Origin of the sequence: Micromonospora sp. NPDC002296, from assembly GCF_040296145.1 — a bacterium.
Lineage (GTDB): Bacteria > Actinomycetota > Actinomycetes > Mycobacteriales > Micromonosporaceae > Micromonospora.
Window position 1 is genome coordinate 39281 of record NZ_JBEOWQ010000015.1, and the last position, 26382, is coordinate 65662.

General features: G+C 71.9%; 25 protein-coding genes. 13 read left to right on the forward strand and 12 right to left on the reverse strand.

All coding sequences use genetic code 11. The annotated features are described in order from the left end of the window. Positions 1–30: 30 nt before the first annotated feature. The 3 genes from ABT023_RS14610 to ABT023_RS14620 are packed head-to-tail and all read right to left on the reverse strand — an operon-like array spanning position 31 to position 2604. On the reverse strand, positions 31–1749 hold the full coding sequence (locus tag ABT023_RS14610; protein WP_350885459.1) for an urease subunit alpha: 1719 nt from the start codon (positions 1747–1749) through the stop codon (positions 31–33). Positions 1750–1797: 48 nt separating this feature from the next. Then, positions 1798–2259: an urease subunit beta gene (locus ABT023_RS14615; protein ID WP_502890676.1), complete on the reverse strand. Its 462-nt coding sequence runs from the start codon at positions 2257–2259 to the stop codon at positions 1798–1800. A gap of 42 nt (positions 2260–2301) precedes the next feature. Continuing rightward, positions 2302–2604: an urease subunit gamma gene (locus ABT023_RS14620; protein ID WP_350885461.1), complete on the reverse strand. Its 303-nt coding sequence runs from the start codon at positions 2602–2604 to the stop codon at positions 2302–2304. A 298-nt stretch (positions 2605–2902) separates the two neighbouring features. Between ABT023_RS14620 and ABT023_RS14625 the strand changes: the two genes are divergently transcribed. Then, positions 2903–3448, forward strand: coding sequence for a hypothetical protein (locus ABT023_RS14625; RefSeq protein ID WP_350885463.1), 546 nt, complete (start codon positions 2903–2905; stop codon positions 3446–3448). A gap of 16 nt (positions 3449–3464) precedes the next feature. Further along, positions 3465–4475, forward strand: a complete 1011-nt coding sequence (locus ABT023_RS14630; RefSeq protein ID WP_350885465.1) for a hypothetical protein — start codon at positions 3465–3467, stop codon at positions 4473–4475. A gap of 64 nt (positions 4476–4539) precedes the next feature. Here ABT023_RS14630 and ABT023_RS14635 read toward each other — a convergent pair whose 3' ends face one another. Next, on the reverse strand, positions 4540–5769 hold the full coding sequence (locus tag ABT023_RS14635; protein WP_350885467.1) for a S8 family peptidase: 1230 nt from the start codon (positions 5767–5769) through the stop codon (positions 4540–4542). Positions 5770–6484: 715 nt separating this feature from the next. On the opposite strand from ABT023_RS14635, the gene ABT023_RS14640 reads away from it, so the two are divergent. From ABT023_RS14640 to ABT023_RS14660, 5 genes are all read left to right on the forward strand, one after another. Further along, on the forward strand, positions 6485–6658 hold the full coding sequence (locus tag ABT023_RS14640; protein ID WP_350885469.1) for a hypothetical protein: 174 nt from the start codon (positions 6485–6487) through the stop codon (positions 6656–6658). Continuing rightward, positions 6655–7668, forward strand: a complete 1014-nt coding sequence (locus ABT023_RS14645; protein WP_350885471.1) for a glycosyltransferase family 4 protein — start codon at positions 6655–6657, stop codon at positions 7666–7668. Before ABT023_RS14640 ends, ABT023_RS14645 begins: the two co-directional genes overlap by 4 nt. Positions 7669–7834: 166 nt before the next feature. Next, entirely contained in the window at positions 7835–8971 is a 1137-nt protein-coding gene (locus ABT023_RS14650) for a glycosyltransferase (protein WP_350885473.1), read from the forward strand. After that, positions 8968–10032, forward strand: a complete 1065-nt coding sequence (locus tag ABT023_RS14655; protein ID WP_502890677.1) for a glycosyltransferase — start codon at positions 8968–8970, stop codon at positions 10030–10032. The genes ABT023_RS14650 and ABT023_RS14655 overlap by 4 nt, the downstream gene beginning before the upstream one ends. Then, positions 10029–11561, forward strand: coding sequence for a glycoside hydrolase family 130 protein (locus tag ABT023_RS14660; RefSeq protein ID WP_350885474.1), 1533 nt, complete (start codon positions 10029–10031; stop codon positions 11559–11561). Before ABT023_RS14655 ends, ABT023_RS14660 begins: the two co-directional genes overlap by 4 nt. A 25-nt stretch (positions 11562–11586) precedes the next feature. Here the strand turns inward: ABT023_RS14660 and ABT023_RS14665 are convergent, their stop codons facing one another. The 8 genes from ABT023_RS14665 to ABT023_RS14700 all read right to left on the reverse strand — a co-directional run bounded on the left by ABT023_RS14665 (position 11587) and on the right by ABT023_RS14700 (position 20546). Then, complete coding sequence (locus ABT023_RS14665; RefSeq protein WP_350885476.1) at positions 11587–12609, reverse strand: fatty acid desaturase family protein; 1023 nt, start codon at positions 12607–12609, stop codon at positions 11587–11589. A 318-nt stretch (positions 12610–12927) separates the two neighbouring features. Continuing rightward, positions 12928–13551, reverse strand: a complete 624-nt coding sequence (gene eda / locus ABT023_RS14670) for a bifunctional 4-hydroxy-2-oxoglutarate aldolase/2-dehydro-3-deoxy-phosphogluconate aldolase (RefSeq protein WP_350885478.1) — start codon at positions 13549–13551, stop codon at positions 12928–12930. Continuing rightward, the gene (locus ABT023_RS14675) at positions 13538–14881 is read right to left on the reverse strand and encodes an FGGY-family carbohydrate kinase (RefSeq protein WP_350885480.1); all 1344 of its coding nucleotides are present in this window, start codon (positions 14879–14881) and stop codon (positions 13538–13540) included. Before ABT023_RS14675 ends, eda begins: the two co-directional genes overlap by 14 nt. After that, positions 14878–15861, reverse strand: a complete 984-nt coding sequence (locus tag ABT023_RS14680; protein WP_350885482.1) for a 1-phosphofructokinase family hexose kinase — start codon at positions 15859–15861, stop codon at positions 14878–14880. Before ABT023_RS14680 ends, ABT023_RS14675 begins: the two co-directional genes overlap by 4 nt. A 4-nt stretch (positions 15862–15865) precedes the next feature. Continuing rightward, positions 15866–16852, reverse strand: coding sequence for a sugar phosphate isomerase/epimerase family protein (locus tag ABT023_RS14685; protein WP_350885484.1), 987 nt, complete (start codon positions 16850–16852; stop codon positions 15866–15868). Positions 16853–16880: 28 nt separating this feature from the next. Then, on the reverse strand, positions 16881–17915 hold the full coding sequence (locus ABT023_RS14690; protein WP_350885486.1) for an ABC transporter permease: 1035 nt from the start codon (positions 17913–17915) through the stop codon (positions 16881–16883). Next, positions 17912–19465, reverse strand: a complete 1554-nt coding sequence (locus tag ABT023_RS14695) for a sugar ABC transporter ATP-binding protein (protein WP_350885488.1) — start codon at positions 19463–19465, stop codon at positions 17912–17914. Before ABT023_RS14695 ends, ABT023_RS14690 begins: the two co-directional genes overlap by 4 nt. 19 nt (positions 19466–19484) lie before the next feature. After that, complete coding sequence (locus ABT023_RS14700; protein WP_350885490.1) at positions 19485–20546, reverse strand: sugar ABC transporter substrate-binding protein; 1062 nt, start codon at positions 20544–20546, stop codon at positions 19485–19487. A 441-nt stretch (positions 20547–20987) separates the two neighbouring features. Here ABT023_RS14700 and ABT023_RS14705 point away from each other — a divergent pair, with 441 nt between their 5' ends. The 6 genes from ABT023_RS14705 to ABT023_RS14730 are packed head-to-tail and all read left to right on the forward strand — an operon-like array spanning position 20988 to position 26372. After that, on the forward strand, positions 20988–21569 hold the full coding sequence (locus ABT023_RS14705; protein ID WP_350885492.1) for a glucose-6-phosphate isomerase family protein: 582 nt from the start codon (positions 20988–20990) through the stop codon (positions 21567–21569). Continuing rightward, positions 21556–22239, forward strand: a complete 684-nt coding sequence (gene deoC / locus ABT023_RS14710; protein ID WP_350885494.1) for a deoxyribose-phosphate aldolase — start codon at positions 21556–21558, stop codon at positions 22237–22239. The genes ABT023_RS14705 and deoC overlap by 14 nt, the downstream gene beginning before the upstream one ends. Further along, on the forward strand, positions 22236–23174 hold the full coding sequence (locus ABT023_RS14715) for a hypothetical protein (RefSeq protein ID WP_350885496.1): 939 nt from the start codon (positions 22236–22238) through the stop codon (positions 23172–23174). Before deoC ends, ABT023_RS14715 begins: the two co-directional genes overlap by 4 nt. Next, the gene (locus tag ABT023_RS14720; RefSeq protein ID WP_350885498.1) at positions 23171–23977 is read left to right on the forward strand and encodes an MBL fold metallo-hydrolase; all 807 of its coding nucleotides are present in this window, start codon (positions 23171–23173) and stop codon (positions 23975–23977) included. Before ABT023_RS14715 ends, ABT023_RS14720 begins: the two co-directional genes overlap by 4 nt. Continuing rightward, positions 23974–24861 (forward strand): SIS domain-containing protein, encoded by an 888-nt coding sequence (locus ABT023_RS14725; RefSeq protein WP_350885500.1) that lies wholly within the window; start codon positions 23974–23976, stop codon positions 24859–24861. The genes ABT023_RS14720 and ABT023_RS14725 overlap by 4 nt, the downstream gene beginning before the upstream one ends. Beyond that, positions 24858–26372 (forward strand): xylulokinase, encoded by a 1515-nt coding sequence (locus tag ABT023_RS14730; RefSeq protein WP_350885502.1) that lies wholly within the window; start codon positions 24858–24860, stop codon positions 26370–26372. The genes ABT023_RS14725 and ABT023_RS14730 overlap by 4 nt, the downstream gene beginning before the upstream one ends. The last annotated feature ends 10 nt before the right edge of the window (positions 26373–26382 follow it).

Genomic DNA, 26382 nt, shown 5'->3' on the forward strand with positions numbered 1-26382 from the left:
CCGGCACGACCGCGAAGACGTCCTGTGGGGTCAGCTGAAGAAGTAGAGCTGGCTCATCGGGAGATTCCTGGCCGGCGGCACGGTCGCGTGCACGCCGTCCATCTTCACCGCGAAGGTCTCCGGATCGACCTCGAGCTTCGGCATCCTGTCGTTGCGGACCATGTCCCGCTTGGTCAGGCCCCGTGTCCGGTAGACCGGGAGGATCTGTCGTTGCAGGCCGAGCTGCTCGCCGATCCCGTTCTCATGGGCGGCGCGGGACACGAAGGTCACGCAGCTCTTGGCGAGCTGGCTGCCGAAGGCGCCGAACATCGGGCGGTAGTAGACGGGCTGCGGCGTCGGCAGCGAGGCGTTCGGGTCGCCCATGACCGACCAGGCGATCAGCCCGCCCTTGAGGACGAGCTTCGGCTTCGTGCCGAAGAAGGCCGGCTCCCAGAGCACCAGGTCGGCCATCTTGCCCGGGGTCACCGACCCGAGCACATGCGAGATGCCCTGGGTGATGGCCGGGTTGATGGTCATCTTGGCGACGTAGCGCAGCACCCGGAAGTTGTCGTTGGCGGCCGAGTCCTCGGCGAGCTTGCCGCGGGCGATCTTCATCTGCCCGGCGAGCTGGATGGTCCGCAGCCAGGTCTCGCCGACCCGTCCCATGGCCTGCGAGTCGCTCTGCATCATCGAGATGACGCCCTCGTCCAGCAGCACGTCCTCGGCCGCGATGGTCTCCGTGCGGATCCGGCTCTCCACGAAGGCGACGTCGGAGGGGACCGCCGGGTTGAAGTTGTGGCAGACCATGATCATGTCGTAGAGCTCGGACTGGCTGTTGATGCCGTAGGGCACCGTCGGCGTGGTCGAGCTCGGCAGCACGTTCGGCTGGCCGGCGATCTTGATGATGTCCGGCGCGTGCCCACCACCGGCGCCCTCGGTGTGAAAGGTGTGGATGGTCCGTCCCTCGAGCGCGGCGATGCTGTCCTCGATGTAGCCGCTCTCGTTGAGGGTGTCGGTGTGGATGCTGACCTGCACGTCGTACTCGTCGGCGACGGCCAGGCAGGATCGGATCACGGCGGGCGGCGCACCCCAGTCCTCGTGGATCTTGAAGCTGGGCGCGCCGGCCATGATCTGCTCCACCAGGGGCGCACGGCCGCTGCTGTTGCCCTTGGCCATGATGCCGATGTTGATCGGGATGTTCTCGAAGGACCGCATCATCGCCTGGATGTTCCACGGGCCGGGGGTGATGGTCACGCCGTTGGTGCTGTCGGTGGGCCCGGTGCCGCCGCCCCACAGCGTCGTCACACCGTTGCTGAGCGCCGCGTACGCCTGTTGCGGCGCCACCAGGTGCACGTGCGCGTCGATGCCACCCGCGGTTAGGATGAGGTGCTCGCCGGAGATGGCGTCGGTGCCCGGTCCGGTCACCAGTTCGGGGGTGACCCCGTCCATCACGCGCGGGTTGCCCGCCTTGCCGATGCCAGCGATCTTGCCGTCCTTGACACCGACGTCCGCCTTGACCACTCCGAGCGTCGCGTCGACGATGGTCACGTTCGTGATGACGAGGTCGAGGGCGCCGGCGGCGTTGGTGTACTGATTGTCGACGCCCATGCCGTCGCGCAGCGTCTTGCCGCCGCCGTACATGACCTCGTCGCCGAGAACGCGGAGGTCCTTCTCGATCTCGATGTGGAGGTCGGTGTCCCCCAGCCTGATCTGGTCGCCCGTGGTGGGGCCGTACATTCCGGCATATTCTTTGCGTGAAATCTGACTCATCGAAGTCTCTCCCGTGCCCGAGGTCGGGCAGCCCGCGAAATAGTGGATCTACTGTTTCTTGCTCTTGGTGTCTTCCTGCGTTTCCGGGCTGGTTTTGAAGCCCCGGGTCTTGGCGTTGTGGATCGCCTCGGACCGGTCGGGACGGTAGCCGGGGATGGGGCCGGAGCCGGTCCAGCCCTGGACCAACCCGTTGAACCCGTAGACCCGTTGTGTGCCGCCGAAGGGAATGAGCTGTACCGTCTTCTTGTCGCCCGGCTCGAAGCGGATCGACGTCGTCGCCGGGATGTTCAACCGCTTGCCGAAGGCCGCTTCGCGGTCGAACGCCAGCATCCGGTTGGCCTCGAAGAAGTGGAAGTGCGAGCCGACCTGGATCGGTCGGTCGCCGGTGTTCTGCACGACCACTTCAGTGACCGGTCGACCCGCGTTGAGCTCCAGCGGCTGGTCGCTGAGCAGGTATCCGCCGATGGGTCGAAGGTGCTTCGAATTGGGCCCGGGATGTTGTTTGGCCATGTCGCCACCGCTTTCCTGGAGAACACGTCTCCGCTTGTACCCCTATCGGATGGGTGAGTGGACGGTGACCAGGCGCGAGCCGTCGGTGAAGACCGCCTCCACCTGAATCATGGGCAACATGTCCCCCACGCCCGGCATCACGTCGTCCGCACTGAGAACGTTGCGCGTGTCGTTCATTACCTCCTCGACGGTCTTGCCGTCGCGGGCCCCCTCCATCGCGGCGGCGCAAATCACCGCGACGGCCTCGGGGTGGTTCAGCTTCACTCCTCTGGCCCGTCGGGCATTGGCCACCACAGCCATCGAGAGAATCGTGAGCTTGTCGAATTCCTTCGGTGTCAGATGCACTGTCCTGATCCTTCGCGACTGTCGATCGAGAGAGCCGCCGGTCAGTCCGGGTGGGCGTGGCGGCCGGCCTGGTGCGGCTGCGGGCACCTCGGGCGAGACCGGGGTATTTACCCCGTTACGACTGGTTTGCCCCGGTCGCTTCCCGGAGGTTACCAGTCGCGTCCGGTCCCGGAGGTCGGAAGCCGAAACCTCGCAGCGACCTCCGGGGCCCTGGATTCAGGGGCGCGTTTCACGCCGATAGCGGCAGGTAGCAGCTAGTATCCCGACTTGTTCCTTTTAACCCATACGTGGAGGTTTCATGAGATCCAAGCTCTTCGCGGCCGGCCTGGCCGGCTCGGCGCTCGTCCTCGGGTTCGCCTCGCCGGCCACGGCGGACACTGCGGACACCATCGTGACGCTGACCGTGACGGCCGAGGACGGTCTCTCGATCAGCGCTCCGGCGACGGCGAACATCGGCAGCGGCAACCCGGGCGACACGGTGTCCGGACAGATCGGGCCGGTTGCCGTGACCGACGAGCGCGCCGCCCTGAACGCCAACTGGAACGCCACGGCCATCGCCACCGACTTCACCACCGGTGGGGCGACCGGGCCGGAGACCATCCCCAACATCAACGTCCTCTACTGGTCCGGCGGGGCGACCGCGACCACCGGCAGCGGTACCTTCACCCCTGGCCAGGCGGGTGCGGGGGACGCGGTGATCATCAACGTGCCGCGCGACGCGTTCACCCACACCGGAGGCAGCGGCGACAACTCCGCCACCTGGAACCCGACCCTCGTGGTCAACGTCCCCGAGGGCGTCGTCGCCGGGGTCTACACGGGCACGGTGACCCACACTGTCCTGTGACCGCCCGCGCCGGCTGGTGATGCTGGCATCGGCCGCCGTCCTGGCGTGCCTGGTGCCCGCAGCGCCGGCCGGCGCCGGGGCAGCGCGTGAGCCGGCCGGGGACGACGCGAGGATCGGCATCCGGCTCGTGGACATTCCGGTCGCGCGGCTGACGGACCCGCGCGCCCGGAACTACATCATCGACCATCTCAAGCCCGGCGCCACGATCGACCGCCGGATCGAGGTGCACAACGCCTCACCCGAATCACAGCACGTCGAGTTCTACCCCGTCGGCGCCACCGTCGAGAACAACACCTTCACTGCCCTCGACGGCCGCGGCGGCAACGAGCTGAGCGGCTGGGTGAGCGCGGCGGTGAACAGCATCGACCTGCCACCAGGTGCCAAGAAGGTGGTAAAGGTCAAGATCGCCGTGCCGGGAACCGCCTCCGCGGGCGAGCGGTACGCCGCCGTCCTCGCCCAGGTCGCCCGCCCGCCGACCGACCGTGGCAACGTCGGCCAGGTCCACCGCGTCGGTGTGCGCATCTACCTGAACATCGGCCCGGGCGGGGAACCGCCCACCGACTTCAGCATCGGGGACATCGCGGTGGGCCCCGGCCCCGGGCAGTGGCCGGTCGTCACCGCGCAGGTCCGCAACACGGGTCGACGGGCGATCGACATGAGCGGAAACCTGTCCCTGTCCCGCGAGTCCGGCTCGTCCAAGGCCGGGCCCTTCAGAATCGCCGCCGGCGTCACGGTCCTGCCCGGCCAGGTCGGCCAGGTCAGCACCGAACTGAACGAGCCACTGTCCGTCGGCAGGTGGCATGTCCAGCTCGAACTGACCAGCGGGACGGTGCGACGCACAGCGGAAGGCACGATCACCCTTCCCGTACCGGTCAAGGCGGTGGTGGCCAGGAGCGCCGGGGGCACCCGGACAGCGGTCCCTGTCGTTGTCGGAGCGGCACTCGTGGGCGCTCTCCTTGCTTTCCTCGCCTACCGCCGCCATCGGCGGAGCGGCCACTACCGCCGCTCCGGTCGAGCCTTGTCATGATCGGGACTGTGGTCGAACGGACGGTTCCACACAGCGCCTGTGGCGCCCGGTGGGCGTCGCGGAGTCACGGGCCGCAGTAGAGCAGGCGGTTCGGGGTGCCGGCGACGACGCCGGTGACGACTCCGGCGGTCGACCGGCTGGCCAGGTAGCCGGCGACCTGGGCCGGGGTCCAGCCCGGGTTGGCCGACAGGGCCAGCGCGGCGCAGCCGGCCACGTGGGCCGAGGCCGCCGAGCCGCCGCTGATCGTGGCGGTCGCTGCGTCGCCGGTGTGCCACGTGGACGGGATGTTCGCCCCCGGGGCGAACAGGTCGATGCAGGCGCCGTAGTTGCCGTTCGGCATCCGGGCGTCGGTGGACGAGGTGCCGACCACGGTCAACGCGGCCGGCACCCGGCCGGGCGAGTTGTTGCAGGCGTTCCCGCCCGAGCTGCCCCCGGCGGTGACGTAGGTGATCCCCCGATTGATCGAGTTGGTCACCGCCGTGTCCAGGGTGGTGGTGGCCGGGCCGCCGATGGCCAGCTCCACCACCGCCGGCCGGAGGGCGTTCGCGCTGATCCAGTCGATCCCGGCGATCACCGTGGCGGTGGTGCCGCTGCCGGTGCAGTCGAGCACCCGGACCGGGTGGATCTGGACCTCCTTGGCCACCCCGTAGCGGGTGCCGCCGATCGTGCCGGCCAGGTGGGTGCCGTGGCCGTTGCAGTCGTCCGCGGGAAGGGCGCCGTCGACGAGGTCGATCCCGCCGCTGACCCGGCCGGCGAAGTCCGTGTGGGTGGCCCGGACGCCGGTGTCGGCGACGTACACGTGCACGTTGTGCGCGGTGTTCGGGTAGGCGTACCGGCCGTCGAGCGGAAGGTTCCGCTGATCGATCCGGTCCAGTCCCCACGACGGCGGGTTGGTCTGCACGCCGGGGCCGATCAGCGGCGTGACCCGGTTCTGCTCGACGTACGACACCGTCGGGTCGGCGGCGAGGCGGCGAGCGGCCCGCTCCGTGAGTCGTACCTCGAATCCGGCCACGGCGCTGCCGTAGACGTGGCCGACGGTGCCCCCGTAGCGGGCCCGCAGCCGGTCGGCCGCTCGGCTGACCTCAGCGGCGGCGGCGCCCACCGACGTCCGGAGCGGGGCCTCCCGGAGCACGACGAGGTAGCTGCCCGGTACGGCGTCGGCGGTGCCGGCGTAGCGGATGGTTCCCTCGGCGGCAGTCCCGGCGGCCGCCTGTCCACCCGGGAGCAGCGCGGCGCTCAGTGCGGTCGCCAGGGCGAAGGCGAGCACCCGACCCCGCACGCGTGAACTGGTCATCGCTTCTCCTCACCGGATGGGACCGGCCCAGGGCGGGACCGCCTCGGAGCCGGTGGAACGACGGTGCTGATCAGAAGGGGGGAGCCAGGTGCGGCAGGTGCTTCGGCGAACCCGTTCCCGGGCTGGTGATCACGCCGGTCGTGGCGTGGCTGACCAGACACGAGTGTACTGATCGAAATGAATCGATGGTAGACGTTGAGTGACCGGACGGCGGCGGCGGTGAGCAGTTCGAGCTGTCCACGACCGGTCTCGATGACGTGCTCGGGGCGGGCGGCGTGGAGGCAGCCGACATTCGGCGACTGGTCCGGAGTCGGGTAAGCTGCACGTAGGGCCAGTCCTGATCATCAAGACGCGGCCGAGTGGTACGTCCAGGTGCTCCTTGAGGGCTTGCACCCTGCCGCTCCCGCCGAGGGACATCGCGAAAGTCCCGGGGGAAACGGACCGCAGGCTGACCTCATGCCGGATGAGGCGTACGGTTGCCGAGTCGTCCGGGTCCCCGGTGGCCCCGCCAGTTCCGCCGCCGCCAACCCCTGACGGGCAGTGAGCAACGCTCAGCTCCGTCGCGACAGCGACGGCACCCTGACTGCCGGCCCCTCGGTCAACCTGGAGATTTGCGGGCCCGCAGAGTCGGGCCCGGCACCTGCACACCGCTACCTCCTCCGAGCCGGGAGGAGGCCACACCCGTACCCACGGTTCAACAGAGGGAGCGCAGACGATGAGGATCGCACGGCACCGGATTGTCGACGCCCTTCGCGGGCGGGACCAGCACGCCAGAGCCGACTGGGTCGAGCGTGAGCTGCCGGAGTGGGTGGACCCCGCCAAGCACACCGGGCTGCTCTCGACGCTGCGTCTCGATCCGGCCGACCTCGCCGAGGCGTTGTCCCCATGAGGGTGGCTCTGCTCGGACCGGTGGCGTGGCGGACACCGCCGCACCACTACGGCCCTTGGGAACAGGTGACGGGCCTGCTGGCCGAAGGGCTGACCACCCGCGGGGTGGACGTGACGCTCTTCGCGACGCTGGACTCGGTCACCTCCGCCGCCCTCGACGGCGTCTGCCCGCGGGGGTACGCCGACGAGCCGTCGATGGACGGGCGGGTGTGGGAGGCGATGCACGTCTCGCACGCGTTCGCCCGCTCGGCGGAGTTCGACCTGGTGCACAACCACCTCGACTGGCTGCCGCTGGCCTTCGCCGAGCACTGCCGCGCTCCGCTGCTCACCACCGTCCACGGCTTCTCCGGCGCCGGTATCCTGCCCGCGTACGCCAAGGCCCGGTCGTCCTACGTGTCGATCTCCGACGCCGACCGGGTCGCCGGGCTCGACTACGTCGCCACGGTGCACCACGGCGTGGACATGACCGGGCTGCCGTTCACCCCGGAGGCCGGCCCCGGCCTGGTCGCCTTCGGGCGGATCCACCCCGACAAGGGCACCCACACCGCCATCGAGATCGCCCGGCTCGCCGGTCGGCCCCTGACGATCTGCGGCATCGTGCAGGACGAGCGGTACTTCACCGAGATGGTGGCGCCGCACATCGACGGCGAACGGGTCATCTTCCTCGGCTCGGTGGGCCCCCGACGGCGCGCGGAAATCCTGGGCGCCAGCGCCGCCCTGTTGCACCCGATCGCCTTCGACGAGCCGTTCGGCCTGTCGGTGGTGGAGTCGATGGCGTGCGGCACGCCGGTCGTCGCGTACGCGCGCGGATCCATGTCGGAAGTCGTCGACGAGGGGGTGACCGGCCTGCTCGTGAACACCGTCGAGCAGGCCGTCGACGCCGTCACCACGGTCGCGAAGATCGACCGGGCCGGGTGCCGGGAGCGGGCGCGGCAGCGCTTCGACGCGGACCGGATGGTCGACGACTACCTCACCGTCTACGACGACCTCATCGGCCGCTCACAGCGCTGAACCCGCGCAACGACCGACACGACCCTGACGAACCGGACCCCGCACCCGCGGCGGCCGGACCCGGGCCCCTTCCGCCGGCCACCCACGCCGTCCGCGTGCGGTGTCACCCGCGCGGGGCACGCCCCCTGTTCCTCGGGCGGCGGCCCACAACCGAAAGGCCCAAGCCATGCCCAGCTACGGTTTCCTCAGCACCCACCCGCCGACCCGGTGCGGACTGGCCAGCTTCAACTCCCTCCTGGCCGCACACCTGACCGCCGGCGGCGCCCAGGGGGGCGTCGTACGGCTCACCGACAGGGGTGACGACCAGCGTGCCCTGCCCGACGTCGTGCACACCTGGGCGGCGGACGCCACGGCGGGCTGGCGGCAGGCCGCCGCCGCCCTGAACGCCTTCGACGTGGCGATCATCCAGCACGAGTACGGGATCTACCCCGGCGCCGACGGCCGGGAGGTTCTGCCGCTGCTGCGCCAACTCACCGTGCCGAGCATCGTGGTCCTGCACACCGTGCTCAGCAACCCCACCGCCGGGCAGAAGTCCCTGCTGGAGCAGGTCGTCGCCGAGGCCGGTGCAGTCGTCACGATGACCGAAACGGCCCGCGACCGGCTTCTCGTCGGTTACCGCGTGGAACCGGCGAAGGTCACGGTCATCCCGCACGGCGCCGATGATCACGCCGGCCTCTCCGCCCCCCGCCGTACCCGTCCGCACCTGCTCACCTGGGGGCTGCTCGGCCCCGGCAAGGGCATCGAGTGGTCGTTGCGGGCCCTCGCCCGGTTGCAGGACCTCGACCCGACCCCCACCTTCACCGTCGCCGGCCGGACCCACCCGAAGGTGATCGAGCACCACGGGGAGGCGTACCGGGCAGGACTGCACCAGCTCGGTGCGCAGCTGGGTGTCGCGCACACCGTGGACTACCAGTCGGAGTACCACGACCCGGCCGCGCTCGGCGCGCTGATCCGCTCCGCCGACGTGGTCCTGCTGCCGTACGACTCCCGTGAGCAGGTCACCTCCGGGGTCCTCGTCGAAGCGGTGGCCGCCGGGGTGCCCGTCGTGGCCACGCCGTTCCCGCACGCCGTCGAGTTGCTCACCCACGGGCCCGGCCTGCTCGTACCCCATGGCAATCCGGTGGCGCTGGCCAAGGCGATCCGGCGGATCCTGACCGAGCCCGGCCTGGCCGCCCGGCTGGCCGGCCGCGTCCGGCCGGCGGCCGCGGAGCTGCGCTGGCCGGCGGTGGCGGCCCGGTACGACGCCCTCGCGGAACGGCTCACCACCGCCCGCCCGCCGGTGGTCAGCGCGGCGGCGGCGTGACCCTGACCGGAGGCCGTCCCGCGACGAGGGCCGGCAGCCAGCCGCCCGCCCGCCGCCTGAGCGCGCCCGAGCCGAGCTTCGCCCATCTGGCCCGGTTGAGCGACGACACCGGCCTGTTCGAACACGCCCGGCACGCCATCGTCCGCCGGGAACACGGCTACTGCACCGACGACGTCGCCCGGGGTCTGCTCGTCACGAGCCGGGAGCCGGAGCCGACCGGCGCGGTGCTCCGGCTCGCGGAGTGCTACCTCGGCTTCCTGACCCACGCGCAGGACACCCGCGGCGCCTTCCACAACCGGCTCGGTCACGACCGGCGCTGGGCCGACCGGCCCGGGCTCGGCGACTGGTGGGGACGGGCCCTGTGGGGCCTGGGTACCGCCGCCGCCCGCAGCCCCGCGGCCTGGATCCGGGAGGAGGCGCTCGTCGCCTTCAGCGCGGGTGCCGTGCGGCGCAGCCCCGCCCCGCACGCGATGGCCTTCGCCGGGCTCGGCGCCGTCGAGGTGCTGCGCCGTCACCCCACCCATGCCGCCGCGGCAGCGCTGCTGGCCGATGCGGCAGCCGCGATCGGCACCCCGTCGGCGGAGCCGGGATGGCCCTGGCCCCAGCCGCGCCTGACCTACGCCAGCGCGGCCCTCGCGGAGGTCGTCATCGCCGCCAGCCAACTGCGCCACGACGGCCCCCTGCTCGACGGCGGCCTGCGGATGCTGGCCTGGCTGCGCGACGTCCAACTGCGCGACGGGCGGCTGTCGGTCGTGCCGGCCGCGGGTTGGGAGCGGGGTGCGGCGCGGCTCCGCCACGACCAGCAGCCGATCGAGGTGGCCGCCTTCGCCGATGCCTGCGCCACGGCCGGCACGGTCACCGGCGACCCGGTCTGGGACGTCGGGGTGCGGCAGGCCGTGGGCTGGTTCCTCGGCGACAACGACGTCGGCACGCCGATGTGGGATCCGGCCACCGGTGGCGGCTACGACGGGTTGACCCCACACGGACCCAACCTCAACCAGGGCGCCGAGTCCACCCTCGCGCTGATCTCCACCCTGCAGCACGCGCGGCGGTGGTCGTGACCCGGGACCTGGCCGTCCGGCAGAACCTCACCCTGAGTCCGGACCCCAGCCGGGTCGTCGTCAAGCTCTTCGTGCCCGGCGAGGACGCCGCCGTGGCCCGTACCCGCGCGCAGGCGCTCATCGACCGCGTCGCCCGGCTCGACGACGAGGAGACCGGCCGGCTGCTGCGGGACACCCTCGACCGATTCGGTGGCCGGCACCGTGACCTGTCCGGCACGTTCCACCACCACTACGACCTCGTCCGGCACCGGGCACCCCGGGCCCGGGACCTTTCCCCCACCACCCGTCTCCTGGTCGGCGCCTACTTCAGCCACGAGTACGCGGTCGAGTCCGCCGCGCTGTGCAACCCGTCGATGGTGGTCCACCCCGATCAGGACGGCCTGGAACCGGGACAGCTGCGGGTCGCGATCAGTCTGCGCCAGATCGGCGAGGGGCACCTGTCCTCGATCGGGTTCGCCAGCGCCGTGCTCGGACCCGGTGACCGTCTCGCCGTCGCCGGTCGCCCCGGTCCGCTCGTCGTCGGGCAGCAGATCGCCGTCCGGCACCGCCGGGACCTGCTCGCCGCCGGCCTGGCCGAGGACGACTGCGACAACGAGGTCTCCGCCACCGTGCTGGACTCCCTGCCCGAACGCTACGACGAGGCCACCTTCGAGCGGACCCTCGCCGGCCTCCCGCCCGACCTGCTCTCCCGCGGCAGCGCGCCCCACACGGTCGAACAGGTGCGACGCACCAACGCCGCCAGCTACGCCGTGACCTTCCCCGCCGACACCAGTCTGCAGCAACGGGTGCTCTGGCCGGCCACCCCGGCGGAGAGCAACGGCATGGAGGACGCCCGGTTCGTCAGGTTCACCGACGAGTCCGGACCGGTGTACCGGGCCACCTACACGGCCTACGACGGCCGGCGTATCGCCACCCGGGCGCTGGCCAGCCCCGACCTGCGGCGCTTCGAGATCACCCCGATGCGCGGCCCGGGCGCCCGCAACAAGGGCGTCGCGTTGTTCCCCCGTACCGTCGGCGGTCGCCACCTCGCACTGTGCCGCGCCGACGGCGAGACCATCGGGCTGACCTGCCTGGACGGCGACAACCGGTGGCAGGCGCCGGTGCTGCTGCACGCCCCGGGCCGCAGCTGGGAACTGATCCAGGTCGGCAACTGCGGGTCACCCATCGAAACCGACGCCGGGTGGCTCGTGCTCACCCACGGCGTCGGCCCGATGCGCCGGTACGCCATCGGCGCCCTCCTGCTCGACCTGAACCGACCGGAACGGGTCCTCGCCGAGCTCCCCGGCGCGCTCCTGGCGCCGGACGAGTCCGAACGCGACGGGTATGTGCCCAACGTCGTCTACTCCTGCGGAGGGCTCGTCCACTCCGGCCTGCTGTGGCTGCCGTACGGGGCCAGCGACGCCCGGGTCGGTTTCGCCACCGTGCCGGTGGACGCGCTCGTCGCGGCGATGGTCGAACTCCCACCACCGCCCGACGGACGGCGGGGGAGCCCCGCTCAGCAGCCGCCCGGGGGCGGCGCCCACGCGTAGTGGCCGCAGCGGCTGCGACGTCCCTCTACGGGGTACGCGATCCGACGTCGTGCAGGTGGCGCAGTGCCTCCGCCCAGGAGCGGCCCAGGGTGGTCTCGTGGTAGGCGATGTCGTGCTCGGCGCAGAATCGCATGATCAACGGCCGGGCGCGGCGCAGGTTGGGGCACGGCATGCTCGGGAACAGGTGATGCTCGATCTGGTAGTTCAGGCCGCCGAGCAGGGTGTCGAGGAACGCCCCGCCGCGGACGTTGCGGGAGGTGAGGACCTGCCGCCGCAGGTAGTCGAGATCGTCCTCGGCGCTCAGGATCGGCATGCCCTTGTGGTTCGGGGCGAAGGAACAGCCGAGGTACAGGCCGAGCAGGCCCTGGTTGACGAGGACGAATGCGACCGCCTGGGCCGGGCTCAGGACAAGGAGGACGGCGGTGAGGTAGCCGCCGAAGTGCAGGGCCAACAGCCCGGCTTCGACGGGTCGACGCGCGATGCGGCGCCCGCCGAGGACCGCCCGGACGCTGGCGGCGTGCAGGTGCAGGCCCTCCAGCAGGAGCAGCGGGAAGAACAGGTACGCCTGGTGACGGACGGCCAGTGCGCCGAGGCCGCGCCGCCGCCGGGCCTGGCCGGTGGTGAAGGACAGGGCCGCCAAGGTGATGTCGGGATCTCTGCCCTCGGTGTTCGGGTGGGCGTGGTGCCGGTTGTGCTTGTCCACCCACCAGCCGAAGCTGATCCCGGTCAGGAGGTTTCCGAGCACGAGGCCGATCAGGTCGTTCACCCGGCGCGAGTGGGCTATCTGCCGGTGCCCGGCGTCGTGGCCGACGAACCCGGCCTGCGCGAGAACCACCGCGAGGGCCACCGCGACGCCCAGTTGCCACCACGATTCACCCAACCGACCGAACAGGGCCCACAGCCCGGCGAAGCAACCGACGACGAGACCGATGCGTACCGCGTAGTAGCCTCGCCGCCGCCCGAGCAGGCCCTCCGCACGGACCTGCCGGGACAGGTCGGCGTAGTCGCTGCCCCGCTGACGGTCGGTGCCAAGGCTGGTGTCGCTCATGATGGCTGCTCCCGCTGGTCCCTGTCCGCCGGCCGGCTCAGCGGCGCCGGCCCGACCGACCGGTCAGGCGGGCCACCAACTGTTGAAGCTTCTGCTGAGTGCCGGGTTTGGCCGCCTGGTGGCGGCCACGCCGCATCCAATCACGCCCTCTGGGGCTGTTGAGCAGATCCTTGATCCGTCGGCTCATCGATCCCGATGTCACGGTGTGCTCCCTCCCGGCCCTTCACCAGCTGATTCTCGTGCCTCTGCACCTCCAGTGTCGTCCGATCGGTGAGCCGGCCAGGGCGGTTTGGGCTTTGTTGCGCAACCGGGACGGGCTCAGCGCGCGACGGCCGCCACGCTGGCGGCCACCAGGTCCGCGACGCGGTCGAACTCGCCGGCCGCGATCGCCGCACGGGGCACCATCCAGCTACCGCCCACGGCGAGGACCGACGGCAGCGCGAGGTAGTCGGCGGCCGAGTCGGCGTCGATGCCGCCGGTCGGCACGAAGGAGACCTGACGGAACGGCGCGGACAGGGCGGACACCGCCGCGGCCCCGCCGGAGCTGCCGGCGGGGAAGAACTTGAGCACCGTGACCCCCGCTTCGAGGGCCGTCATGACCTCCGTCGCGGTGCTCGCGCCCGGCAGCACGAAGATCCCGTGCTCCTGGCACCTGCGGACGACGGCCGCGCTGAACCCGGGCGACACGACGAACCGCGCACCGGCCCGCACCGCCGCGTCCACCTGGTCGGGGGTGGTGACCGTGCCGGCGCCGACCGTGACGCCGCCATGGGCGGCCATCCTGGCGATCGCCTCGGCCGCCGCCGGGGTGCGGAAGGTGACCTCGGCGATCGGCAGGCCCCCGGTCGCCAGCGCGTCGGCCAGCGGTTCGGCCGACGCGGCGTCGTCGAGGACGACGACCGGAACCAGGCGGTGCGTTCGCAGCAACTCAGGCGTGTTCATGGTTTCCTCCGGGGGGTTCGGCGGTGGTCAGGTGCACCGGGACGTCGGCCCGGCCGGTGACACCGAACTGGGCGAGAACGGCGACGCCGAGAACGGTCGCCTCGGGCTCGTCCACGAATCTCAGTCGACGGCGGGTGGCCTCCTGGCGCAACCGGCGCCACGTCTGCCAGCCGGCGGCCACCCCTCCGACGGTGACGTCGGTGATCTCGACGGCGCTGAGCCGGCCCAGCCGCGCGGTCGTCGCCTCGGCCTCCACCGCGAGTCCCTTCAACAGGCTGGCCATCACGTGAGCGCGGGTGACGTCCACCGGCATGGCGGCCAGGCGGGCGCGACGCAGGTCGGCCTCGACCACCGCCGGGTCGACCTGGTCGACGACGCGGGCCAGTTCCTCCCACATCGTCGCGTCGGGGACGCCGGTGTAGAGCATGTCGTGCCAGGCCTGGTAGTACCGGCCGGACGGGGTGGCGCGGTGCACGAAACGTAGGCCGCCCGCCACGAAGATCCCCGTGTCGAGGCCCGGTCCGACCCTGTCGGGCAGTTCGTCGACCAGCAGCACCTGCGCCTCCGAGGTGCCGACCGACACGTAGACGTCGCCGGCGGTGCGGACGCCGGTGCCGAAGGCACCGCACATGTGGTCATGGCCGCCGGCGACCACGGGGACACCCGCCGGCAGCACGCCGCCGCCCGACGTACGACCCACCACGGTGGCGCTGTCGACCAGGTCGGGCAGCGCCGGCGTGGCCGCACCGAGGTCCGGCAGCACGTCCGTACGCAGCAGGCCCGCGCGGATGTCGAGCAGCCCGGTACGCGAGGCGTGCGAGACGTTGAGGAACACCGGGGCCGTTCGGTCGGCGAGCAGGTCCCGGGCGACGAAGTCGGCGAGCGAGGTGAAGGTGCGCGCCGCCGCCAGCTCGCCGGGCAGGTGCTCCGCCAGCCAGCGCAGCTTGAACACCGAGAAGGTCTCGTCCGTGCCGGCCCAGCCGCTGTCACTGCCCAGGGCCGCCTTGGCCTGCTGGCCGTGCCCGGCGAACCAGGCGAGCACCGGCGCGGTGACGGTGCCGTCGGCGGAGAGCAGGACGACCTCCTCCCCGACCGACCCGACGCTGATCCCGGCGAGGTGGTCGGGCCGTACCGCCGGGTCGGCCAGCAGCTTCGTCAGCAGGTCGCCGACCGCCGCCGCGAGTCGCGTGGCGTCCCGCCGACCGCCCCACGGGTCGGGGTCGACGACGGTGGGCGCGTGCCGGAGCGCGACGAGCCGGCCCGCGTCGGTGTCGTAGCAACCGACCTTCGTCCGCGTGGTGCCGATGTCGACGCCGATGAACTGGCTCATCCGTGGGCCGCCCGTCCGGCCGTTCCCCTGGTCACCGTCACCCTCTCCCGCAGCCGCCCGACCAGCGCCGGGTCGACGTCCGGTGCGAGCGAGGCGGCGTTCGCGGCCCCCATCGCGGAGGCCAGGGTCAGGGCCGACGCCGGGCTCTCGCCCCGGCCGAGGGCGACCGCGAGGCCGGCCAGGAACGAGTCACCGGAGCCGGTCGCGTTGACCGTCTCGACCGTCGGCGTGTCCACCGCCAGGTCCTCGGCGCCGTCGGTCCAGACCGCCCCGGCGGTGCCGAGGGTCACCACGAAGGTGGCGCCGGTCTGCGCGTGCAGCTCGCGTACGGCGGCCGTGGTGGCGGCCCGGTCCGGCAGCGGACGGCCCAGCACGCCGGCCAGTTCCTCCGCGTTGGGTTTGACCACGAGCCGGCCCTCGGGCCGGGTTCCCCGGGCGTCGTCGACGACCCGGGCGAGGGGCTCGCCGTGCGCGTCGACGAGCGCTGTCGCCCCCCGGGCGAGTGCCAGCCGGGCGACCCGGGAGTGCAGGTCGATGGTGCAGCCCGGCGGCAGACTGCCTGTGGAGACCACGACGTCCCCCGGGCGCACCGTCGCGTCGAGTCCGGCGAGCAGCTCTTCCTGTTCACCGGCGGTGACCTGTGGGCCACGCTCGTTGAGCACCGTCGAGCGACCGGTGCTCCGGTCGATGACGACCGGCGTCACCCGGGTCTCCCCGGCGATCCCGACGTGCCGGTCGAGCACGCCGAGGTCGCCGCAGCCGTCACGGATCACCTGGCCGACGGCGCCACCGACGAAGCCGTGCGCCGCGACGCCCGCGCCGAGGCGACGGGCGCCCCGACAGACGATCAGGCCCTTGCCGCCGGCCAGAGCGCGTACCTCGACCACCCGGTTGACCTCGAACGGCCGGAACCGTTCCACCACCTGGAGCCGGTCGAGGGCCGGGTTGGGACACACGACGTGCAGCGTGAACGCCGGCATCGGACTACTCGGAGTCGATCTGGTAGAGGGCGTAGAGCTCCTCGTCGCTCGCGCCCAGCACCTCGTCCTCGCGCTCGCGGAACGTCCGCACGGTGTCGCGGACCAGCTCGTCGAGCCGCTCGGGCTGCGGCGGCAGGTTCATCGCGGCGTAGGGGTTTCCGCCGGCGCCGAGGGGCTCCGCCGAGCAGTAGTTGTCGCCCCGCTGGTAGCCGATGGCGTACAGCGCCATGAGCACCACGTCGAGGTCGAGCAGTCCGTGGCCGAGGGCCCGCCGGTTGGTGTCGGCCAGGTGCAGGTTGATCATGCGGTCGCCGTGGTCGAGGATCGTGGCGCCGATGTGCAGCTCGCCGCTGAGCATGTGGTAGAGATCGCCGTTGACGTGCGCGATCGCCGGGTGGTCCACCAGGTCGAGCAGCCGCAGGGCCTGCGCGAAGGTGTGCACCACGCTGGTCTCCTCGGGCCGGATGGGCTCGACCGCGCCCCGGATGCCGGCGGCGGCGAAGTCGTCGGCCACGAGCCGCATGGTCCGGGCGGAACGCTCCAGCTCGTAGGAGTCCAGCACCGTGGGCCGGCCGACCGAACCGGCGCCGAAGAGCAGGTACGAGCCGCCGACCGCCTGGGTGAACGTCGCCTGGCGGCGGAAGTACTCGATGGCGCGGGCCCGCACGTGCGGCAGGTTGTGGGCGAACTCCTGGTCGGGGGTGACCATGCCGCAGACGCCGGAGACGGTGATGCCGTGCTCGCCGAGCACCCGCAGCGTCTCGTCGGGCCGGTACCCGAGGTCGGGGGAGTAGAGGTTGCCGTGCAGCTCGATGTACCGCACGTCGTTCTTCTCCAGCCGTGCCGCGGTCGCGGCCAACTCCTCGGTGCCGAACCCCCAGTTGCTCCAGCCGAACTTCAGCCGCGGCTCCGTCGGGGTGTGCCCCCGACGGGCCTCGACGAACGCCCGGACGACCCGCTGGTCGTGGAGGCGGAAAGGTTGAGGCTTCATGGTGCGGATCCTTTCGCGGAAGCGGAGGTCAGGCCCTGCGACGGACGAGCTGCTGACGGAGGTTGCGCGGGTGCAGGTGCCCCAGGTTGCCCTGACGCCACTGGTCGAACACCGCCGCCAGGACGATGACCAGACCGATGCTGAGCTGCTGGAGGAACGGCGACAGGGCCAGCAGGATGAACGCGTTGCGCAGGACGCCCAACAGACAGGCGCCCAGGAAGGCGCCGATGATCGAGCCCCGGCCGCCGGAGAGGCTGGCACCCCCGATGACGGCCGCCGCGATGACGTCCAGTTCGTAGCCCATCCCGGCCTGGGCCTCGGCCACGCCGACCTGGGTGGAGAAGACGATGCCGGCGATGCCGGCGAGCGTGCCGATCAGGACGAAGGTGAGCACCCGGGTCCATGCCACCGGGATGCCACCGGTGCGGGCGGCGGCGTCGTTGTCACCGATCGCGGTGACCCGCAGGCCGAAGACGGTGCGGGTGAGCAGGAGCTGGCCGATCAGGACCAGCACCAGGAAGATGATGACGCTGACCGGGATGCCGCCGAAGACCCGGCCCTGACCGATGAAGGACAGCTCGCTCGGCATCGCCTGTGGCAGGCCGCCGGTGATGAGCTGGGTCAGGCCACGCGCGATGGAGAGCATGCCGAGGGTCACGATGAACGAGCTGACCCGGCCGAGCACGACGACGGAGCCGACGGCGAAACCGCACAGCGCGCCGACGCCGACGCCCACGGCCGCGGCCACCCACGGGTTGGCCCCGCTGCCGTAGACCGACCCGGCGGTGACCGCCGATAGGGCCAGCACCGAGCCGACCGAGAGGTCGATCTCCTTGGAGATCAGGACGAACGTCTGCCCGACGGCGATGATGCCGACCACGACCACCGTCTGCAGGACGTTGTACAGGTTGTCCTTGCGCAGGAAGTTCTCGTTCGCCACGCTGACGATCAGGGCCAGCACGATGATCACGCCAAGCAGCCCGGTCTCCTGGCGCTTGACGAGTGACAGGACGCCCTCCTTCCAGGAGCGCTCCTGCCTCTGGGGGGCGAGAGTGGCACTCATGTTGATCCTTCGGTCGCGCCCATGGCCGCGGCGACGATGGGCTGGGGTCCGGCGTTGTTCGGGGCATCGAGGGTCACGCGTCCACCACGGACGACGACCACGCGGTCGGCCAGCTCGACGACCTCCTCGAGTTCGGACGAGATGAACCACACCGCCAGGCCCTCGTCGTGGGCCAGCGCGCGCAGCGTCGCGTAGATCTCGGCCTTGGTGCCGACGTCGACGCCCCGCGTCGGCTCGTCGAGGATCAGCACCTTCGGCCGGGCCGCGAGGGCCCGCGCGAGCAGCACCTTCTGCTGGTTGCCGCCGGACAGCGAGGTGATGGGCGCCTCGCTGGAGGCGGCCTTGACGCCGAAGCGCCTGGTCAGTTCGCGCGCCTTCGCGCTGGTGCGGCGTGGGGAGACCCAGCCGAGCCGACCCAGGGTCGACAGCACCCGGACGGTGAGGTTGTAGCCGACGCTCTGGGCGTGGAAGACCTCGGTGCGGCGTTCCTCCGCGACGTAGGCGAGGCCGAGTCGCTGGGCCGCGCCGGGTCCGGGGATCCGCACGGGCCGGCCGGCGACGCTGAGGCCACCGCCGGTCAGGCGGCGCAGCCCGATCACGGCCTCGGCGATCTCGGAACGGCCCGCGCCGACCAGCCCGGACATCCCGACGATCTCACCGCGGCGTACCGCGAAGCTGACGTCGGTGAAGCCGTCGGCGGTCAGGCCGCGCAGTTCGAGCGCCACCTCGGCCTGTTCGATCGCCTCGCTGCGGTCGGCCATGACCTCCGCCACGACGGCCCGCTTGCGTTCGCCGGCCATCAGCGCGACGGCGCGCTGCTGGTGGAGCTCGCCGGGCGGGCCGGCGGCGATGAACGCGCCGTCGCGCAGCACGATCACGTTGTCCACGATCGAGTAGACCTCGGCCAGCCGGTGGCTGACGAGGACGACCGCCACGCCCTCGTCGCGCAGCCGGGCCATCACCGCGAAGAGCCGCTCGGACTCCTCGTGCGTCAGGCTGGAGTTGGGCTCGTCGAGGAAGAGGACCTTGGGCTGGCGGGAGAGCGCCCGGACGATGTCGACCATCTGCCGGGACGCCGCCGACAGGTTGCGGCACAGCGTCGACGGATCGGGCAGGTAGTCGGCCATCTCCAGCCGGTCGAGCAGCTCGCGGGCCCGTTGGACGTTAGCCCCGCGCCGGGCCAGCCCGAACCCGGAGCGCTCACCGAGGTCGTAGAGGAACAGGTTGTCGGCAATGGTCAGTTCGCCGATGAGCAACGGTTCCTGGTTAACGACCACCACTCCGGCGGCGATCGCCTCCAGCGGGCTCGCGAAGGAGACGTCCTCGCCGTTGAGGGTGAGCCGGCCGGCGTCGGGCTGCATCTGACCGGAGCACAGGCGGATGAGGGTGGACTTGCCGGCGCCGTTCTCACCGAGCAGTCCGGTGACCTGGCCGGCCGGGAACTCCAGCGACACGTCGCGCAGTGCCCTGACCGCGCCGAACGACTTCGTCAGGCCGGCGGCCGCGAGGGCCGCCGGCCTGACGTCGCCCACATGGTTGGTTGGTTCCATGAGGTGGTGGCTTCTCCGATCAGGAGGCGCCCGGGGCGCCGAGCGGCTTCACCGAGGGGTCGTGCTCTGCCAGGTTGGCCTTCGTGACGAAGGGGGCGGTGGCCTCCTGCTTCACCTCGGCGGGCTGCTGGCCGGTCACGGCGGCGTTGAACAGTTCGACCGCGACGTTGTAGCCCTGACCGAACGCGTCCTGACCGATCACGCCGTGCATCGAGCCGTCCTTGACTGCCGCGATGTTCTCGGTGGTGATGTCGAAACCGATGACCTTGACGGTGTCCTGCTTCTTGGCGGCGGCGACGGCCTGGGCCGCGCCGAACGGTCCGCCGGCGGTGGCGTAGATGCCGACGAGGTCGGCGGTGGACTGCAGGTAGTTCTGCGCCGCCGCGAAGGTGTTGGACGCGGAGTCCTTGGCCTCGACGCCCTGGCTGACCGGGGTCAGCTTCGAGCCCTTGAGCCCGTCGACGAAGCCCTGTCGGCGCTGCTCCGAGCCGGGGGCGGTGAACTGGCTGACGATGATGCCGACCTTGCCGGCCTTGTCGCCGGCGGCCTTGATCATCTCCTGGGCCGCGGTCTGACCGGCCTTGTACTGCTCCTGCGCGTAGTTGATGGTGCCGCCGGAGGTTCCCACGCAGTCGAAGAGCGTGTTGTAGACGCCCATCTTGATGCCCTTGGCGGACAGGCTCTTGATGTCGGCGCAGTTGCCCTCGCCGGCGATGAAGAACCCGACGCCCTTGTAGCCCTGGGCGTCGGCGGCGCGGATGGCGCTGGAGACCGTCTGCACGTCGATGTTCTCGCCCGCGACGATCCAGTCCACCTTGCCCTTGTTGGAGCCCAGCACCCGGTTGGCGTAGTCGGCGCCGGCCTTCACCGAGACCCAGTACGGGTTGTTGGCGAAGCCGATCATGGCGATCTTGACCTCGGAGTCCGGAGCCTGGTCGGTCGGCGCGGGACGTCCGGCGATCGGGTCGGCCGGCTCGCCACCGCTTGAGTCGTCGGCCCCGCAGGCCGTGGTGGCCAGGGTGACGGCCAGCAGTGCGGCGACGCCCCGGGCGAGCGTCTTGCCGCGTGTCCGGTTGGACATCTTTCCTCCAGGGTTGGTGGGGGTGGGACGTTCCCCGTGCGTTCTTCGAGGAGTCAGTGGCCCGCCAAGAGGGCGCCGCCCGGGTGACCCGGGACGGATCCTTTCGGCGTTCGCTGTGGCCTCTGCACGTGTGCCGTGTGCGGAGGCCCACACTTACGGAGCAACACTACATTTGACCGTCCGGATGTCAACGCGGTGTTTCCAGAACGTTAGCCGAGGGTGCCGCGAGTTGGTAGCTGCGCTACCGCTGTAAGTCCGCTTTATCCGTGAAGTTCAGTTATGGCACCCCCAACCATTCCGCCAACTGAGTGAAATCAGGATGCTTTCGCTACAAACAGCACCTCGGGGCCGCCCGGGTGGGTGACATCGTGATGTAACTTTGCTACAAAGTGAGCCGAGGGCGTGCCGTACGGGTCCGCCGCCTGGAGCAGGAGGAGCACGGTGACCGCACCGCAACAGGGACCGGGCCTGGTCATCACCCCGAGGGGGATGGCCGGACGCACCGGTCGCTACGAGAAGAGGCTGGCCGACCTCGGCGGGCTCTTCGCCGACGAGGCGGCGTTCACCGCGCGCCTGGCGACCGAGGCCGACCGGGTCATCTACCACGTCGACGAGTTCCGCCCGTCGACCGAGGCGGGCGACCTGATCACCGGGATCTCCACCCTGTCGCCCGGCCGGGTCGGCGCCGAGTTCCACATGACCCGGGGCCACATCCACGCCCAACAGGACCGCACCGAGATCTACCACTGCCTGTCCGGCCACGGACTGATGCTGATGGAGACCCTCGACGGCCGTACCGTCGTGACCGAGCTGAGCCCCGGCGTCGTCGCGTACGTGCCGCCGGTGCACATCCACCGCAGCGTCAACCTGGGCGACACCGACCTGGTCACGCTCTTCTGCTACCCGGCCGACGCCGGCCAGGACTACGGCATCATCGCCCGCTCCGGCGGCATGCGGCACCGGGCCGTCGCCGACGGCGACGGATGGCGCCTTGAGGAGAACCGCTCCTATGTCGCCCGTTGAGATCACCGGCCACGCGTTGGCCCGCATGGTCGACATCAGCGCCGTGCAGGCCCAGCACGGCCGCGTGGACGTCGAGGAACTCGCCGGCCACGCCCTGGCCGGAGACTTCGTCGCCGCTCACGTGCTGCCCTCCTGGCTGCCCGTGCTGCGCCCGCTGCTCGACGGATCGAACACCAACGCCGGCTCCCCGGTCGGCTTCCCGTCCGGCGGCACGGCCACCCCGGTCAAGGTGACCGAGGCGCGCTGGCTCCTCGACGCGGGAGTGCAGGAGATGGACGTCGTGATGAACGTCGGGCTGGTCCGCTCCGGCGAACTGGCCGCCGCCACCCGCGACGTCGCCGCCGTGCTGGAGGCCGTCGACGGACGGGTACCCGTCAAGGTCATCCTCGAGGTCGGCCTGCTCGACGAGAGCCAGCTGCGCGACGCGGCACGGGCCGCGGTCGACGCCGGGGCCGCGTCGCTGAAGACCGGCACCGGCTGGCAGCCCCGGCCGACCACGCCCGAGCACGTCCGCGTGATCCGCGAGATCGCCGGGGCGGACCGGGAGATCAAGGCGTCCGGCGGCATCCGCTCGTTGGCCCAGCTCCACACCCTGCTCGACGCCGGGGCGACCCGGTTCGGCATCAACACCGCGTACGCCGTGCGGCTGGTCGCGGAGGTGACGCCGTGACCCCCGACGACCTGCGGCCGGCCACCCGGCCCACCATGTACTTCATCGGCGTCAGCACCGCGTCGTCGGCGATCCACCGCGTCTTCGCGGCGTGGCGTCCCCTCCTCGGCCTGGACGGGGTCGACCTCGTCGGCATCGACGTGCCGGTCGGCGCGGAGCCCGCGGTCTACCGACGGGTCGTCGAGCACCTGCGCGACGACGAGCTCTCCCGCGGCGCCCTGGTGACCACCCACAAGCTCGACCTCTACGCGTCCGGCCACGACCTGCTGCGGCAGGTCAACGACGACGCCGCGCGGCTGCGCGAGACCAGCGCGCTGGTGGCCCGGGACGGCTGGATCGACGGCCTGGCCCTGGACACCGTCACGAGCCAGATGGCCCTGCGGTCCATCGTCGCGGACATGGCGGGCCGGGACGTGCTGGTCATGGGAGCCGGCGGTGCCGCCCTCGCCCTCTGCGACCACTTCGCCCACCGGGCCGGCGACGACGCACCCGGGCGGGTCGTCGTCACCGACGTCGCCGACCAGCGACTCGCCGCCCTCACCGCCGACATCGCCACCGGCGACCCGGCGATCACCTGGCGGACCCACCGCCTCGACCGCGGCGAGGCGCACGACGAACTGCTGGCGGGCCTGGCCCCGGGCGCGCTCGTGGTCAACGCCACCGGCATGGGCAAGGACCGGCCCGGGTCACCGCTCAGCGACGACGCCACCTTCCCGCACGGCGGGTACGCCTGGGAGTTCAACTACCGCGGGGAACTCGGCTTCCTGCGCCAGGCGCGGGCCCGGGCCGAGGCCGACGCGCTCACCGTCGCCGACGGCTGGCGGTACTTCGTCCACGGCTGGACCAGGGCGATCGACGCCGTGTTCGACCTCGGGATCCCCACCAGCGGCCCGGACTTCGAGCGGCTGTACGACGCGGCCCAGGAGGTGCGATGACGGTACGCGCACGGTGGCTCGGACAGGCCGGCTTCTGGCTCACCACCGCCGGCCCCGACGGCGACGCGCACCTGCTCGTCGACCCGTACCTGTCGGACTCCCTGGCCCGCAAGTACGCCGGCACGACGTTCCCGCACCTCCGGATGCTCCCGCCGCCGGTGAGCGCGACCGGCCTGCCGCCGCTGCGCGCGGTGCTCTGCTCGCACGCGCACACCGACCACATGGACCCGGACACCCTCGTACCGCTGATGGCCGCCCAGTCGGAACTCCGGCTGTCCTGCCCCCGCGCGGTCCTCGGCGAGGCGCTGCGCCGCTCCCGCGCGCCCCGGTCCCGGCTGGACGCCCTCGCGGACGGCGACCGGGTCGACTACGGGCCCTTCACGGTCACGGCGCTGCCCGCCGCCCACGAGGAACGCCTCCTGGACAGCCGCGGCGACGACCACTTCCTGGGCTACGTCGTCGAGGCCGCCGGCACCCGGATCTACCACTCCGGTGACTGCGTGCCGTGGGACGGGCAGGTCGAACGGCTCGGCGAGCTGGGCATCGACGTGGCGCTGCTACCGGTCAACGGACGCGACGCGCACCGGCTCGCCCACGGCGTACCCGGCAACTTCGACTTCGCCGAGGCCGTCGAGCTCTGCGCGGCTGCCGGCATCCCCACCCTGGTGCCACATCATTGGGGAATGTTTGACTTCAACACCGTCGATCCGGCCACCTTCGACCTCGACGCCGCCGCGCGCCGCGGCGTCACGGTGCGCCTACCCCACCACGGCGACACGCTCGACCTGGGGGCTGCCCGATGAACGCCGGGACCGTGCTGGAGCGCATCAACAAAAGCCTGGAGACACTGCGTCGTTCCGAGCGCAAGGTCGCCGACGTCGTCCTCGCCGATCCCCACGGGGTCGTCCGGATGACGCTGGCCGAACTCGCCGAGACGGTCGGGGTCAGCCAGCCGACCATCGTCCGGTTCGCCAACGCGATCGGCTGCGACGGGTTCCACGACTTCCGCATCCAGCTCGCGCAGAGCGTCGCGCTCGGCATCCCCGCGACGCAGTCGGTGATCGAGGCCGAGGACGGCACGGCCACCCTGGTCAGCAAGATCTTCGACTTCTCGATCACCTCGCTCGACCACGTACGACGCCACCTGGACCCCCAGGCCCTCGACCGGGCGGTGGGAGCCATCACCGCCGCCGGCCGGGTCGTCTTCATCGGGCTCGGCGCCTCGGGCATCGTGGCCATGGACGCGGAGCAGAAGTTCCCGCTGCTCGGGGTGCCGTGCTCGGCGCCGATCGACACGCACCAGCAGTTCCTCGCGGCGGCCACCAGCACACCGTCGACGGTCCTGGTGGCCATCTCGCACACCGGTCGCACCGTGTCGATCCTGGACACCGTACGCGTCGCCCGGGACCGGGGGGCGACCGTCGTCGGCATCACCGGCGGCCCGTCGCCGCTGGCCGAGCTGAGCGACATCGCGCTGATCGTCGAGTCCCTCGACAACACCGACGTCTACACGCCGACGATCTCGCGGCTGGCCCAGCTCGTCGTCATCGACACCATCGCCACCATGATCCTGCTGCGCCGGGGCGAGTCGGCGCTCGGCGACGTCCGCGAGATGAAGACCCGACTGGCGCAGATGCGTACCGGGTTGCCGTACCAGGGCAGCGCGGACCGGCGGGAGGAGACATGAGCGACGTCGCGCTCGCCTTCGACCTGGGCACCGGCGGCTGCAAGGCGGCCCTCGTCGACCTGGCCGCACAGGTCGTCGGCACCGCGTTCGCCCCCTACCCCACGGCCTATCCGGCACCGGGACGGCACGAACAGCGCCCGGCGGACTGGTGGGCGGCGGTCGTCGGCTCGTCGCGGGAACTGCTGGCCGCCGACGCCGGCCGGCACCGTGTCGTCGCGGTGGGGCTGTCCGGGCACAGCCTGGCGATGGTGCCGGTCGACGCGGACGGTGCGCCCCTGCTGGACTCGGTGCCGATCTGGTCCGACACCCGCGGGGAGGACGCGGCGGCGGCGTACTTCGCCGACACCGACGAGACCGACTGGTACGCGCGCACCGGCAACGGCTTCCCGCGCGGCATGTACACGGTGTTCAAGGCCGCGTGGCTGCGCTCCGCGCACCCGGACGTCGCCGCCCGCACGACGCGGATCCTCGGCAGCAAGGACTGGGTCAACGCCCGGCTCACCGGTGTCCAGCGCACCGACCCGAGCTACGCCTCGGGCAGCGGCGCCTACGACCTCCGTACCCGCCGGATGTTGCCCGACGTGCTGGCCGCCCTCGGGCTGCCGGCCGGCTGGTGGCCACCCATCGTGCCGTCCACCGAGTTCGTCGGCCGGCTCACCGCGGCCGCCGCGGCGGCCACCGGCCTACCGGTCGGGACACCCGTGGTGGCCGGTGGGGTCGACAACTCGTGCATGGCGCTCGGGGCGGGCCTCGACCACGCCGGTGAGGCGTACGTGTCGCTGGGCTCCTCCAACTGGGTCACGGTGGCCGCGGCCGACCCGGTGCTCGACCCGGTCGGCCGGCCGTTCGTGTTCGACCACGTCCTGCCGGACCTGTACGTCTCGGCCCTGTCGACCTTCGGCGGCGGCAGCAGCCTGAGCTGGCTGGCCGCCGCACTCGGCCGCGACGACGACCTCGACGCCCTGCTCGACGAGGCCGCCGCCGTGCCGGTCGGCGCGGACGGGCTGACCTGCGTGCCGACCCTCGCCGGCGGCACCGTCGCCGAGGGCGGCGTGGGCGTGCGCGGCGCGTACCTGGGGCTGGACCTCGGGCACACGCACGGCCACCTGGCCCGCGCCCTGGTCGAGGGCATCGGCTTCAGCCTGGCCGACGCGGCGCGCCCGATGCTCGCCGCCGTGCCCGCCGCCCCGGAGATCGCCGCGACCGGCGGCGGCGCCCGCGGCCGGCTGATGCTCCAGGTCCTCGCCGACCTCGTCGGCCGGCCGATCAGCCGCCCGGACGCCGCGCGGCACGGCGCCGCGCTCGGCGCCGCGACCCTCGCGCTGCTCGGCACGGGCGCCTGGACGGACACCGCGATCCTGCGGGCGGCCCGGCGCGCGGCGCTGCGCGTCGAACCGCGACCGGACCTCGCCGCCTACGCGCTGCCCCGCGCCCGGTTCGACGCCGCCCGCGCGGCGACCCGCGCCCACGCCGCCGCCGCGGCGACCGACCACCACCGCACCACGACATAGGAGAAGCCGC